Here is a 12,922-nt window from a genome sequence, read left to right on the forward strand (position 1 = left end):
GTGTGGATGTCGTGTACGTGATCAGGTGATGTGTGATCAGGCGGTGCGGTAGGCGTCGATGACGGTGATGGTGACGGCATTGCCGTCGCCGTCGGTCAGTGCCGCGCGCAGTGACACGGTGCCGCCGGCCGCCGGATTGTCGACGGTGATCGTGCCGTCCTCGACGGCGCTCCCACTCCAGCTCGCGCCGCCGTCGAAGGACACCTCGACGGTGAGTGAGTCCACCCCGTTGTCCAGCGCCGCGCCCTGGATCACCAGCGGTACGACAAGGCTCTCGCCGGCCGGCGCGGTGGAATCCAGCGCCAGTTCGGGGGAGAACCGGACGACGCTGATGGGCAGCGTCTCCACCTGGGTGGTGCGGGCGGAGCGGAAGGTGAGATCGGCGGTGATCTCCGTACCGACCGGGTACTGCCGCGGATCCCGGCTGACGCCGGTGACCAGGCGGTACTCCGCCTCGCCGGCCGGCAGGACGAGCGAGGGCCAGATGCTGTCGAACGCCGAGTCGACCCGCACGTACTCCACGCCGTCGCGGTAGAGCACGGTGTACTCGGTGTCGTACTCGCCGCCGCCCTCGTTCCCGGCCCCGTCGCTCAACGGGTAGAGGGAGCCAATGAGCGCGTCACCGTCGCGGTACAGGCCGCCCCAGTAGCCGGTCAGCGAGGGGCTGAACACGCCGATGTTGTAGGTGCGTTCGTACGTCGCGCCGGGGGCGGCCGGCAGGTCGCGGGCGATGACCGTGGCGAACCCGGGTTCCTCCACCCACAGTTGCTGGACCCAGCCGAGGTCGCCCTCCATGAACACCCGCCGGGTGCCGGGCAGGCTGATCTCGCGGCCGATCGGCTCGCCGCCCGCCACGTAGGGCCAGGTGAACAGCTCGCCCCGGTCGGCGCCGGCCGGCGAACCGATGTGGGTGACCGCCTCGGCGAGATCCGATTCCTTCATCTCCCGGCTCAGCCCGGTGAAGAAGCCGTCAAGGTTCTCGTCGAAGGTGTTGTAGTCGGTGTCCCCGTTGGAGAGCCCGGTGGTCAGGTAGCTCTCGATCCGCCAGTCGTCCGCCGGGTCGGCGAGCTGAGCGGTGTGGAAGGAGCCCTCCCAGCCGGGCAGGTACCAGGAGGCGTAGAACTCGTCGCTCGCGCCGTCCTCGACGAGCCGGTACACCAGCGCCTGATCCTGCCGGGTGGCGGCCGGGTCGGGCGCGGTGATGGCGATCTCCGCCGTGTCGGTGGCGTGCGCGGGGAGCGTCAACGGCTCATCGACGGTCAGCGAGGGGTGCATCAGCCAGTACAGCGCCTCGTCGCCGTCGTACATGTTGATGTTCACCACGTAACGGCCCTGCGGGAGCCGGACGCTGGGGGCCTCCTCGGAGTCCAGCCACGCGAAGTAGCCGGTGTTCAGGTCGACGAGGTAGCCGTCCCACACCCCGAACTCCTCGCCGCCCTGGTCGCGGGCGTCGATGGTGACCTCGAAGCGCTCCGCCTCACGGTCGACGGCGCCGGCGGTGCGGACGGACTGGCCGTCGCCGGTGGCGGTGATGTACAGGCTGTGGATGCCGAACGCGGTGCCCCGCGCGGTGTCGGCGGTGACCTCGACGGTGGCGGTGCCGCCGGCGGGGACGGTGACCTGGTCGGCGGAGAGGGTGAACAGCCCGGCGGGCGCCGCGTTGCCCTCGGGGTCGAGCGTCTCGGTGGACAGGTCGAGGGTGATGTCGCTGTCGCCGAGGTTGCGGTAGGTCAGCTCGCGGGTGACCGGGTCGGCGTCCTCGTGCGGGTAGGGGACGGTGCCGAAGCTGAGCGAGGTGGTCTCGGCGATGACCGACACATCGAGGGCGGAAGGTACGTCGATGCGCCCCGAGCCCTGCTGGGTCGCGGACAGCTCCGGGTTGCCGACGGTGGAGCCGGTGAGGGCGGCCTTGAGCTGCTCGCCGCTCCAGTCGGGGTGCTTCTGCTTGAGCAGCGCGGCGGCGCCGGAGACGTGCGGGGTGGCCATCGAGGTGCCGGAGATGGCGACGTAGCCGTCCTCGACGAAGTCGCCGTACTTCCAGATCGCTGCCCCGGGCGCGCCGGCGGCGCCGATGTCGACGCCGGGGGCGGTGACATCGGGCTTGAGCGCGCCGTCGCGGGTGCGCGGGCCGGTGCCGGAGAAGCCGGCGAGGTTGTCGTCCTTGTCGACGGCGCCGATGGTGAGGGCGGCGTCCGCCGTACCGGGGGTGTTGATGGTGCCGGCGGACGGGCCCGAGTTGCCGGCCGCGACGACGAACAGGGCGTCGGAGGTGGCGGAGAGCCGGTTGACGGCCTCCTCCATCGGGTTGATCGTGTTCCCGGCGGTGCCGCCCAGGCTCATGGAGACGATGTCGGCGCCCTGTTCGACCGCCCACTCCATGCCGGCGATGACGCCGGATTCCCAGCCGCCGCCGAAGTCGTTCAGCACCTTGGCGTTGATGATGTCGGCCCCCGGCGCCACCCCGGTGAACCTGCCGTCGGCGTGGGCTCCGGTACCGGCGGCGGTGGAGGCGACATGCGTGCCGTGCCCGTCGAGGTCGCCGGTGTGGCCGCTCTCGGCGAAGTCCTCGGCGGCGATGACCTTGCCGCCGCCCAGGTCGGCGTGTTCCTCGCTGACCCCGGTGTCCAGGATGGCGATCTTCACGCCCGCGCCGTCGTAGCCGGCCTCCCACGCCTGCGGGGCGCCGATCTGCGGTACGGATTCGGTCAGGCTCTTGTGGGCCACGCCGTCGAGCGCGACGGTGGCGATGCCGGGGGTGGCGGCGAGCCGGAACGCGCCGTCGCCCTCGCCGGTGGGCCGGGTCAGGGCGTCCCACAGGCTGCTGGTCTCCTCGGCGGTGACGGTGAACGCCTCGCCGTTGATGGAGTCGAGCGGGGTACGGTCGTGGGCCGCGTCCTCGGCGGTGTCGGCGAGCAGCGTGGCGGCGGTCTCCTGCTGCCGGGCGCTGCCGCCGTAGGTGACGATCAGCGGCAGTCCGTCGAGTGCGCGGTAGCGCTCGGCGGCCAGCCGGGTGATGTTGAACAGCCGCTCGTCCAGGGTTCCGGCCTGGATCAGGGAGCGGGCGTCGGCCGGGATGACCAGGGTCTCGCCGTCCAGGGTGAGCCGCTGGACGGGTATGGACTCCCGGCCCTCGGCGGGTATCAGCCCGCGGTACGTGCCCTCGCCGTCGACCAGGACCCGGTCGCCGGTGATGAGGGTCAGGTCGTGCACTGCGGCGGGGCCGGCGGCGGGGCCGCCGGTCCCGGGGCCGGGGTCGCCGGGTGCGGCGGCGGCGGTTACGGCGAGCCCGGCGGCCATGGCCACCGCGATGGCTCCGGCCGTGAGGGGTCGATGGAATCTCTTCGGCAAGTCTGCTCCCACAGATAGGTGGTGAACCGTCGCGGCAGGCGTACGCCCGCGCGTCGAGCCGCCCGGATCATGTCCGGTGCGGAAGGCCGGACGGCCGGGGGTTATGGCTGTGGAGTGAAGATCGCGTGCGTTTTTTGGTGGATTGCGTCGTTTTCGGCTGTGGCCGATCGATGGTGGCCGGGAGACCTCTGTACGTGCCGGGCGGCCCGCCGCACCGGAGTGCGACGGGCCGCCGTACGGATCAGACCGCGGATCAGACCGCGGATCAGGCGGTGGATCAGGCGGTGCGGTAGGCGTCGATGATGGTCTGGACGGCGGTGTTGCCCTCGCCGTCGGTGATCTCGGCGCGCAGCGACACCGAGCCGCCGGACTTCGGGTTGTCGACCTTCGCCGCGCCGTAGGCGATCGGCGCGTTCTTCCAGTTCTCGCCGCCATCGGTGGAGTAGGAGATCTTCACCGACGCGCCGTAGCCGTCCGCCGCCGGGCCCTGCACGGTGAACGGGACCTGGAAGGACTTCTTCCCGGCCGGGGCGGTGGAGTCCAGCGCCAGCTCCGGCGCGTAACGGACCCCGGAGATGGGCAGCCGGGTGAACTCGTCGTCACCGGCGGAGGCCGAGGTGAAGGTGTGGGAGGTGGTGACCTCGGTCGTCACCGGGAACAGCTCCGGGTCCCGGCTGACGTTGGTCACCAGCCGGTACTCGGCCTCGTCCGCCGGGAGTTCGAAGTACGCGAAGTCCAGTATGTCGTTGTAGACCGCGTACTCCTCGCCGTTCCGGTACAGCACGGTACGGGCGCTCGCCTCGTCGTACGGGGTGCCGCCGAGGTGGCCGCCGCCGTCCGCGAAGGGGACGAGCCGGCCGTACAGGACGTCGCCCTCCCGGAACACGCCGGTGTAGTCCAGGTCGAGGATCGGCCCGAACACCCCGGTGTTGAAGGTCTCCCGGTAGGTCTGGCCGGCTTCGTACCAGCGGCTCTCGGTGAAGTACGAAGCGTTCAGATCGACCAGCCACAGATCCTGCGACCAGTCGGTGCTGGTCGTCTCGACGAACACCTGGGTGGTACGCGGCAGTTCCTTGGTGTAGCTGGTGGCGAAGCCCATCTTCTCGGGGAAGGTGAACAGCGACCCCATCTCGCCGGGGACCGGGGAGCCCTGCCGGGTGTCGATCTCCGCGAGGTCCTCGGTCTTCATCCGCCGGTCGAGACCGGTGTAGAAGCCCTCGGGCCGGAAGTCGTAGCCGTGGTACTCGGTGTCGCCCCGCTCCCAGACGGTGGAGGCGTTGCCGAACAGCTCGGTGCCCTCGGCGGGGTCGCCCAGCTGCGCGGAGCCGAAGCCCTGGGGCAGGTCACCGGCCGACCAGGCGGAGTTGAAGGACTGCTCGGAGGTGTGCAGCTGGAAGCCGATGATGAGATCGGTCTGTTCGGCGGCGTCGTCCGGGGAGGCGTACACGACCTCCTCGGCGTCCCGGGCGTCGAAGGTGAGGGTGGTGTCCCCGGTCACCCGCACATCGGGGTTCAGCAGCCAGTCGGCGCCGTCGATCCACTCGTCGTCCGCGTCCGGTTCGAGTACGGCGACGGCCACGGCGTAGTCGCCCTCGGGGACCCGGATGCCGTCGTACAGGTCGTACCAGTCGCCGGTGTTCAGGTCGAACAGGTCGCCCCAGTAGTAGGCACTGGCGCTGCCGTCGCGGCCGATGACGTCGAGATTGACGTCGAACTTCTCGGCCTCGCGGTCGACGGCGCCGGCGGTGCGGACCGACTGGTCCCCGCCGCTCGCCGTGACGTACAGGCTGTAGACGCCGTAGAGGTCGCCGCCGTGCGAGGTGTCGGCGGTGGCCTCGACGGTGGCGGTGCCGCCCGCCGGGACCGTGACCTGGTCGGCGGAGAGGGTGAAGGCACCGTCGGGCGCGGCGTTGCCCTCGGGGTCCAGCGTCTCGGTGGACAGGTCGAGGGTGATGTCCGTGTCACCCAGGTTGCGGTAGGTCAGCTCGCGGACCACCGGGTCGGCGTCCTCGTGCGGGAAGGGGACGGTGCCGAAGCTGAGCGAGGTGGTTTCGGCGATGACCGTCACGTCCAGCGCGGAGGGCACATTGACCCGTCCCGAGCCCTGCTGGAAGGCGGTCAGCCCCTCGCCGCCGACGGTGGAGCCGGTGAGGGCCGCCTTGAGCTGCTCGCCGGTCCAGTCGGGGTGCTTCTGCTTGAGCAGCGCCGCCGTGCCGGAGACGTGCGGGGTGGCCATCGAGGTGCCGGAGATGGAGACGTAGCCGTCCGCGACCGGTCGGCCGTAGTCCCAGATCGCGGCGCCCGGGGCGCCGGCCGCGCCGATGTCGACGCCGGGGGCGGTGACATCGGGCTTGAGCGCGCCGTCGCGGGTGCGCGGGCCGATGGAGGAGAACCAGGCGAGTTCGTCGGACTTGTCGACGGCGCCGATGGTGAGCGCGGCGTCGGCGGTGCCCGGGGTGCCGATGGTGCCGGCGCCGGGGCCCTCGTTGCCGGCCGCGATGACGAACAGCGCGTCGGAGGTGGCGGAGAGCCGGTTGACGGCTTCCTCCATCGGGTCGATCTCCGGTCCTGCCAGGCCGCCCAGGCTCAGGGAGACGATGTCGGCGCCCTGTTCGACCGCCCACTCCATCCCGGCGACGATGTCCGACTCCCAGCCGTAGCCGTCGTCGTCGAGCACCTTGGCGGCGATGATGTCGGCGCCGGGCGCGACCCCGGTGTACGTGCCGCCGGAGTGCGCGCCGGTGCCCGCCACCGTGGAGGCGACGTGGGTGCCGTGACCGTCGCGGTCGACGTCGTCGGCCGCGTCGGTGGCGAAGTTCTGCGAGGCGATGACCTTGCCGCCGGCCAGGTCGGGGTGCTGGTCGCTGACGCCGGTGTCGACGACGGCGACGGTGATGCCCTCGCCGTCGTAGCCGGCCTCCCACGCCTGCGGGGCGCCGATCTGCGGTACGGATTCGGCGAGGTTCTTCTTCGCCACGCCGTCCAGCGCGATGGTGGCGATGCCCGGGGTGGCGGCCAGGGTGAACCCGTCACCGCCGGCGGGGCGGGTGAGCGCGTCCCACAGGCTGCTGGTCTCCTCGGCGGTGACGGTGAACGCCTCGCCGTTGAGGGAGTCCAGGACGGTACGGTCCTGGGCGCCGTCGGGTGCGGCGTCGGCGAGCAGCGCGGCGGCGGTGTCCTGCTGCCGGGCGTTGCCGGTGTAGGTGACGATCAGCGGCAGTCCGCCGGCCCGCTGGTAGCGCTCGGTGGCCAGCTGGCTGACGTTGAACAGCCGCTGGTCGAGGGAGCCGGCCCGGATGAGTGAGCGGGCGTCGGCCGGGATGACGTAGGACTGGCCGTCGATGGTGAGCTGCTGGACGGGTATGGATTCGCGGCCCGCGCCGCGTATCAGACCCTTGGCGTTGCCGTCCCGGTCGACGATGACCCGGTCGCCCGTGATGAGGGTGACCTGGACATCGCCGGCGCTGCTCGCGGAGCCGGCCCCGCTGAGGTCACTGCCCCCGTTGCCGCCGCCCGGGGCGGCCACGGCCGGAAGGGCCGCGCCCGCCGCCATCGCCACGGCGATGGCTCCGGCCGCAAGGGAACGATGGAATTTCTTCCGCAATTTTGCCCCCACATGTCGGTTGTGCACCGATGGCGGAGGGCGTCCGCTGCCCCCCGCGTCGCCCAGATCATGTCCGGGCCGGTGGGGCTCCGAGACGGCGGTTCATGGAGGAAATGTGCAGAGGCTGTGAGGAAGTTTCGTGGTTGTCCCGTTTCCGGCCGACTATGAACGGAGTTCAGCCGAAGAAAAGATGGATCACCCAGTACGTGATCGCCGCCACCCCGCCGGCCGCCGGCATCGTGATGAACCACCCCGCCACGATCGACTTGGCCACCCCCCAGCGCACCGCGCTGACCCGCTTGGTGGCCCCCGCGCCCATGATCGCCGAGGTGATCACATGGGTCGTGGAGATCGGCGCGTTGAAGATGTAGGAAGCCGAGTACAGCACCGAGGCGGCGGTGGTCTCGGCGGCGAACCCGCGCGGCGGGTCCAGCTCGATGATCCGGCGGCCCAGCGTGCGCATGATCCGCCAGCCACCCGCGTACGTACCCAGCGACAGCATGCCGGCGCAGGCGATCTTCACCCACACCGGGATCGAGCCGCCCTCCGTCTCGACATCGGCGATCACCAGCGCCATGAAGACCACGCCCATGGTCTTCTGCGCGTCCTGGAGACCGTGCCCCAGCGCCATCCCGGCGGCCGACACGGTCTGCGCTATCCGGAAGCCGCGCTGCGCCCGGTGCGGGTTGGCGCGCCGGAAGAGCCACAGGATGGCGACCATCACCAGATAGCCCAGCAGCAGGCCGATGAGGGGGGAGGCGAACATCGGGATGACGATCTTGAACAGCACGCCGTCCCAGTACACGGTGCTCGCCCCGGCCAGCGCCGCCCCGATGAGCCCGCCGAACAGGGCGTGCGAGGAGGACGACGGCAGCCCGAAGTACCAGGAGATCATGTTCCAGGTGATCGCCCCGAGCAGCCCCGCGAACAGGATGATCATGCCCTGCTTGCCGGTGGGGGTGTCGATCAGTCCCTTGCTCACCGTGTGGGCCACGCCGCTGCCCAGGAACGCGCCGGCCAGATTCATCACGGCGGCCATGCCCAGCGCGACGCGCGGGGTCAGCGCCCGGGTGGAGATGGAGGTGGCGATGGCGTTCGCCGAGTCGTGGAACCCGTTGGTGTAGGTGAAGAAGAGCGCCGCGCCGATGACGATGATGAGGGCGAACGTGTCCACGTGGGTCAGGACTCCTTGACCACGATGGTCTCCACCGTGTTGGCGACGGCCTCGAAGGCGTCGGCCGCTTCCTCAAGGACGTCCACGACCTGCTTGAGCTTCATGACCTCTATGGCCTCGTACGTGCCGTTGAAGAGGTGGGCGAGCAGCTTGCGGTGGATCTGGTCGGCCTGGTTCTCCAGCCGGTTGACCTCGATCCAGTACTCGTTGAGGTGCTCCATGGTGCGCAGATGCGGCATCGCCTCGGCGGTCAGCTCGGCGGCCCGGTGCAGCACCTCGATCTGCTGCTCGACCCCCTTGGGAAGCTCCTCCAGCTCATAGAGGACGACGAGATCGACGGCCTCCTCCATGAAGTCCATGATGTCGTCGAGCCGGGAGGCCAGCCGGTAGATGTCCTCGCGGTCGAACGGGGTGATGAACGAGGAGTTCAGCTGGTGGAAGATCGCGTGGGTCGCGTCATCCCCGGCGTGCTCCGCCGCGCGCATCCGGTCGGCGATTTCTACGCGCGTGGCGGGCTCGGCGGCCAGCAGCTCCATCAGCAGTTTTGAGCCACTGAGGACATTGTCGGCCGAGATGGCGAACAGGTCGTAGAAGCTCGTCTCCCGGGGCGTCAGGCGAAATCGCACTGGAGTTCCTCTGGGGTTCATCGACGGGTGTACCCGACGATGCTAAGTGCTGATTCCAGCCACGGCTAACCATCCGACCGGACTCGTTACCTCTTGGGCGCCGATCAGCGGTTTCCGTTGTACGGACCATACGGCCCGTCGCTGCTGCTCCAGCCACCGCCCCGGCCGCCGCGCCCGCTGACGGCGGCGATGGCGGGCTTCACATCCACGACGTAGACGATGGCGGCCACCAGACCGGCCAGATTCAGCAGGAACAGCCCCACCGGGAACAGCTGCACCGCGACCGCCAGGCCCAGGATGATCAGCCAGAACCCCTTGGTCTGCTTGCCCGCGGCCCGATACGCGTCCTCGCGTTGCAGCGCCGCGTGCACCAGTGCGTAGATGCACAGCACCGTCAGCGCGATGCCGATCAGTCCCCACAGGGAGTAGAACCCGCTCATCAACATGCCGTCCACCACCATGGTCCGCGTCATCCGGTCACCTCCACGCTACCGGGCGCGGTGCCGGACGCGTAGTGCTGAACGTCACCTCAAGCCTGCGGGGGCGTTTTGTCCTCCCGGACGTCCCCTTCGGCGCCGTCCTCCTCCTTGCTGATCGCGGCGGCCTCGGGCTCCGCCCGCTCCACGATCACCTGCGGGGCGTCCTGCTCCGGCTCCTCCTGCTCCTGCTGCGCGGCGGCCCGCTCCGCACGCCAGGTGTCCACGGCGCCCTTGCCGCGCTCGGTCAGCTCGCCGTAGGTCTCCTTGGCCTTCGCCGCGTACACCCGGAAGGTGCTCTGCGCCTGCTCGCGCAGCTCGGGGGCGTGGGTACGCAGCTCCCGCAGCTTCTCGGCCGCCAGATCGGCGGTGCCGGCGGCGGCGTACGTCGCGCTGGTCACGGTCCTGCGGATCTCGTCGGTGATGGTCATGGCTTCTCCGTCTCCTTGTCCTTGTCCTTGTCCTGCCTGCTCCGGTCGTTGCGGAACGAGGTGTAGATCTGTAGCAGCGCCTGCTTCTGTTCGTCGGAGAGCTCCGGATCGGCGAGCACCGCCGCGGGCACCCCACCGCCGGTCGCCTGCTCCTTCACGGCGTCGGCGTCGAGGATCCCGGCCTGGACGTAAAGCGTCTCGGCGGAGATCCGCAGCCCCTTGGCGATCTGCTGCAAGATCTCGGCGCTGGGCTTGCGCAGCCCGCGCTCGATCTGGCTGAGGTAGGGGTTCGACACCCCGGCCACATCCGCGAGCTGCCGCAGCGACAACTTCGCCTGCCGCCGCTGCTCCCGCAGAAACTCCCCGAGTGAGGCCATATCCCCAGGGTGCACCACGCTGCTAACTTCTGCAAGCGATTTGCTAACAGAAGTTTCGCCCGCGCTCGCCGTCGATCGAAGGGGTATCCCCGCCGCACCGGCCGGCCGGTCGTTTGTGCAGGTCAACGCTTACGATGCGAAAGGAAGCTTGTCGTGGGAAAAGGGGCTCCTCGTATGGCCGACTTCCGGTCGATCTACCAGCACGGGTTCGCCCGGGTCGCCGCCTGCACCGGGCATGCCGCCATCGCCGACCCGCCCGCCAACGCCGAGGCGATCCTGCGGCAGGCCCGGCAGTGCGACCGGGACGGGGTGGCCGTCGCCGTCTTTCCCGAGCTGGGGCTCTCCGGCTACTCCATCGAGGACCTGCTGCTCCAGGACCCGCTGCTCGACGAGGTCGAGACCGCCCTCGAAACGGTGGTCGCCGGGTCCGCCGATCTGCTCCCCGTCCTCGTCGTCGGGGCCCCGCTGCGGCACCGGCACCGGATCTACAACTGCGCCGTCCTCGTGCACCGCGGCCGGATCCTGGGCGTCGCCCCCAAGTCGTACCCGCCGAACTACCGCGAGTTCTACGAGCGCCGGCAGATCGCCTCCGGCGACGACGAGCGCGGCGGTACGATCCGGGCCGCCGGCGCGACCGTCCCCTTCGGCACCGACCTGCTGTTCGCCGCCGAAGACCTCCCCGGCCTCGTCCTGCACGCCGAGATCTGCGAGGACATGTGGGTCCCGGTGCCCCCCAGCGCCGAGGCCGCCCTCGCCGGCGCCACCGTCCTGCTCAACCTCTCCGGCTCCCCCATCACCGTCGGCCGCGCCGAGGACCGCCGGCTGCTGTGCCGCTCCGCGTCCGCCCGCTGCCTCGCCGGCTACGTCTACGCGGCGGCCGGCCTGGGCGAGTCCACCACCGATCTGGCCTGGGACGGGCAGACCATGATCTACGAGAACGGCGCGCTGCTCGCCGAGAGCGAGCGGTTCCCGCAGCGCGACCAGTACGCGGTCGCCGACCTCGACCTCGACCTGCTGCGCCAGGAGCGGCAGCGGATGGGTACCTTCGACGACAACCGCCGCACCCACGCCGCCCGCACCGCCGGCTACCGGCGGGTGTCCTTCCGGCTGGACGCGCCCACCGGCACCGACCTCGGGCTGCGCCGCAGGGTGGAGCGCTTCCCCTTCGTCCCCGCCGACCCCGACCGCCTCGCCCAGGACTGCTACGAGGCGTACAACATCCAGGTGGCCGGCCTCCAGCGGCGGCTCGCCGCGATCGGCGACCCCAAGATCGTCATCGGCGTCTCCGGCGGCCTCGACTCCACCCACGCGCTGATCGTCGCCGCCCGCGCCATGGACCGGGCCGGCCGCCCGCGCTCCGACATCCTCGGCTTCACCCTCCCCGGCTTCGCCACCGGCGACCACACCAAGGCCAACGCCCACGCCCTGATGCGCGCCCTCGGCATCACCCCCGCCGAACTCGACATCACCCCCACCGCCCGCCTGATGCTCACCGAGCTGGGCCATCCGTTCGCGGCCGGCGAGCCCGTCTACGACATCACCTTCGAGAATGTGCAGGCCGGGCTGCGCACCGACTACCTCTTCCGGCTGGCCAACCAGCGCGGCGGCATCGTGCTCGGCACCGGCGACCTCTCCGAGCTGGCGCTGGGCTGGTCCACGTACGGCGTCGGCGACCAGATGAGCCACTACAACGTCAACTCCGGCGTGCCCAAGACGCTCATCCAGCACCTCATCCGCTGGGTCATCAGCACCGACCAGTTCGGCGCCGAGACCAACGAGACGCTGACCGCGATCCTCGACACCGAGATCAGCCCCGAGCTGGTACCGGGCGAGGAGCTTCAGTCCACCGAGTCGAAGATCGGCCCGTACGCGCTGCACGACTTCACGCTCTTCCACATCCTGCGGTACGGCTTCCGCCCCTCGAAGATCGCCTTCCTCGCCTGGCACGCCTGGCACGACCCGGCGGCCGGCGGCTGGCCGCCGATGTTCCCCGAGGCCAAGCGGGTGGCGTACGACCTCCCCGAGATCCGGCGCTGGCTGGACGTCTTCGCCCGGCGTTTCTTCGGCTTCGCCCAGTTCAAGCGCTCCGCGATGCCCAACGGCCCGAAGGTGCTGGCCGGCGGCTCCCTCTCGCCGCGCGGCGACTGGCGCGCCCCCTCCGACAGCACGGCGGACGCCTGGCTGCGCGACCTGGGCCGCTGGGACGACGACGGGAAGCCGACCGGGTAGCTCAGGCGGCTTCCCGTACCACCCGTTCGGCGTCCGCCGCCGCGCAGCCCGCCGCGATCAGCACCGCGACCGCCGCCCGGCGGGCGCTGTCCGCCTCGACCCACCGCTTGGTGCCCAGGCTCTCCAGCAGCGACAGCGTCAGCCCCTCGATCGCGGCGGCCAGCACCTGGGCCGGGAGATGCCGCTGGAAGAGCCCGGCTTCCTGACCCGCCGCCAGCACCTCCGCGTCGGCCGCCCGGATCGGCTCCAGGATCTCCGCCACCCGGTGCTCGCCCAGGGCGTTGCGGGCCAGCGACAGCAGCATCCGGTAGCGGTCGCCGATCTGCCACAGCCCGGTGGTCAGATGCGCCATCCGGTGCGCGGGGGAGGCGGCCGGGCGGGTCAGCGCGGCGTCCAGGGCGGTACGGATCGCGTCCGCCGCCTCCACCGCCAGCGCGTCCAGCAGCGCCGCCCGGCCGGTGAAGTGCCCGTACAGGGTGCGCCGTACGACCCCGGCCGCCCGGGCGATCTCATCGATCGTGGCCTCCGGGTTGGTGCTCAGCTCCCGCCGGGCGGTCTCCAGGATGCGGGCCCGGTTGGCCCGGGCATGGGCGCGCTGCGTCATGGCGGACATACTTGCACGGAAATGAGCAACGAATGAAGCCGTGGATGAAGCCG

Annotated in this window: 9 protein-coding genes; 1 reads left to right on the top strand and 8 read right to left on the bottom strand. The window is 70.7% G+C overall.

What is annotated here, in order from left to right; translation table 11 throughout:
- Nucleotides 1–36 precede the first annotated feature (36 nt).
- The 7 genes from AC5WRL_RS07650 to AC5WRL_RS07680 all read right to left on the bottom strand — a co-directional run bounded on the left by AC5WRL_RS07650 (nt 37) and on the right by AC5WRL_RS07680 (nt 10,036).
- The gene (locus tag AC5WRL_RS07650; protein WP_496087583.1) at nt 37–3,348 is read right to left on the bottom strand and encodes a S8 family peptidase; all 3,312 of its coding nucleotides are present in this window, start codon (nt 3,346–3,348) and stop codon (nt 37–39) included.
- Between the two features lie 277 nt (nt 3,349–3,625).
- Complete coding sequence (locus tag AC5WRL_RS07655) at nt 3,626–6,901, bottom strand: S8 family peptidase (protein WP_496087990.1); 3,276 nt, start codon at nt 6,899–6,901, stop codon at nt 3,626–3,628.
- A gap of 226 nt (nt 6,902–7,127) precedes the next feature.
- On the bottom strand, nt 7,128–8,126 hold the full coding sequence (locus tag AC5WRL_RS07660; RefSeq protein WP_496087584.1) for an inorganic phosphate transporter: 999 nt from the start codon (nt 8,124–8,126) through the stop codon (nt 7,128–7,130).
- Between the two features lie 5 nt (nt 8,127–8,131).
- A complete protein-coding gene (locus AC5WRL_RS07665; RefSeq protein ID WP_496087585.1) occupies nt 8,132–8,752 on the bottom strand; it encodes a DUF47 domain-containing protein in 621 nt (206 codons plus the stop codon).
- Nucleotides 8,753–8,856: 104 nt separating this feature from the next.
- Nucleotides 8,857–9,198, bottom strand: a complete 342-nt coding sequence (locus AC5WRL_RS07670; protein WP_496087991.1) for a DUF2516 family protein — start codon at nt 9,196–9,198, stop codon at nt 8,857–8,859.
- An 83-nt stretch (nt 9,199–9,281) separates the two neighbouring features.
- A complete protein-coding gene (locus tag AC5WRL_RS07675; protein WP_496087586.1) occupies nt 9,282–9,659 on the bottom strand; it encodes a hypothetical protein in 378 nt (125 codons plus the stop codon).
- Nucleotides 9,656–10,036, bottom strand: coding sequence for a helix-turn-helix domain-containing protein (locus AC5WRL_RS07680; protein ID WP_496087587.1), 381 nt, complete (start codon nt 10,034–10,036; stop codon nt 9,656–9,658). Before AC5WRL_RS07680 ends, AC5WRL_RS07675 begins: the two co-directional genes overlap by 4 nt.
- A 174-nt stretch (nt 10,037–10,210) precedes the next feature.
- Here AC5WRL_RS07680 and AC5WRL_RS07685 point away from each other — a divergent pair, with 174 nt between their 5' ends.
- Nucleotides 10,211–12,265 (top strand): NAD(+) synthase, encoded by a 2,055-nt coding sequence (locus tag AC5WRL_RS07685; protein ID WP_496087588.1) that lies wholly within the window; start codon nt 10,211–10,213, stop codon nt 12,263–12,265.
- Nucleotide 12,266: 1 nt separating this feature from the next.
- Here AC5WRL_RS07685 and AC5WRL_RS07690 read toward each other — a convergent pair whose 3' ends face one another.
- Nucleotides 12,267–12,869 carry a TetR/AcrR family transcriptional regulator gene (locus AC5WRL_RS07690; protein WP_496087589.1) on the bottom strand — a complete coding sequence of 201 codons (603 nt, stop codon included), beginning with the start codon at nt 12,867–12,869 and terminating at the stop codon, nt 12,267–12,269.
- Nucleotides 12,870–12,922: the final 53 nt, after the last annotated feature.

The organism is Streptomyces sp. NTD107 (assembly GCF_059510435.1).

What these genes read in the sequence shown, in the direction of transcription:
- AC5WRL_RS07655 (WP_496087990.1), bottom strand. Translation starts at nt 6,901, where the DNA reads ATGGCGGCGGGCGCGGCCCTTCCGGCCGTGGCCGCCCCGGGCGGCGGC.
- AC5WRL_RS07670 (WP_496087991.1), bottom strand. Translation starts at nt 9,198, where the DNA reads ATGTTGATGAGCGGGTTCTACTCCCTGTGGGGACTGATCGGCATCGCG.
- AC5WRL_RS07675 (WP_496087586.1), bottom strand. Translation starts at nt 9,659, where the DNA reads ATGACCATCACCGACGAGATCCGCAGGACCGTGACCAGCGCGACGTAC.
- AC5WRL_RS07680 (WP_496087587.1), bottom strand. Translation starts at nt 10,036, where the DNA reads ATGGCCTCACTCGGGGAGTTTCTGCGGGAGCAGCGGCGGCAGGCGAAG.
- AC5WRL_RS07685 (WP_496087588.1), top strand. Translation starts at nt 10,211, where the DNA reads ATGGCCGACTTCCGGTCGATCTACCAGCACGGGTTCGCCCGGGTCGCC.
- AC5WRL_RS07690 (WP_496087589.1), bottom strand. Translation starts at nt 12,869, where the DNA reads ATGACGCAGCGCGCCCATGCCCGGGCCAACCGGGCCCGCATCCTGGAG.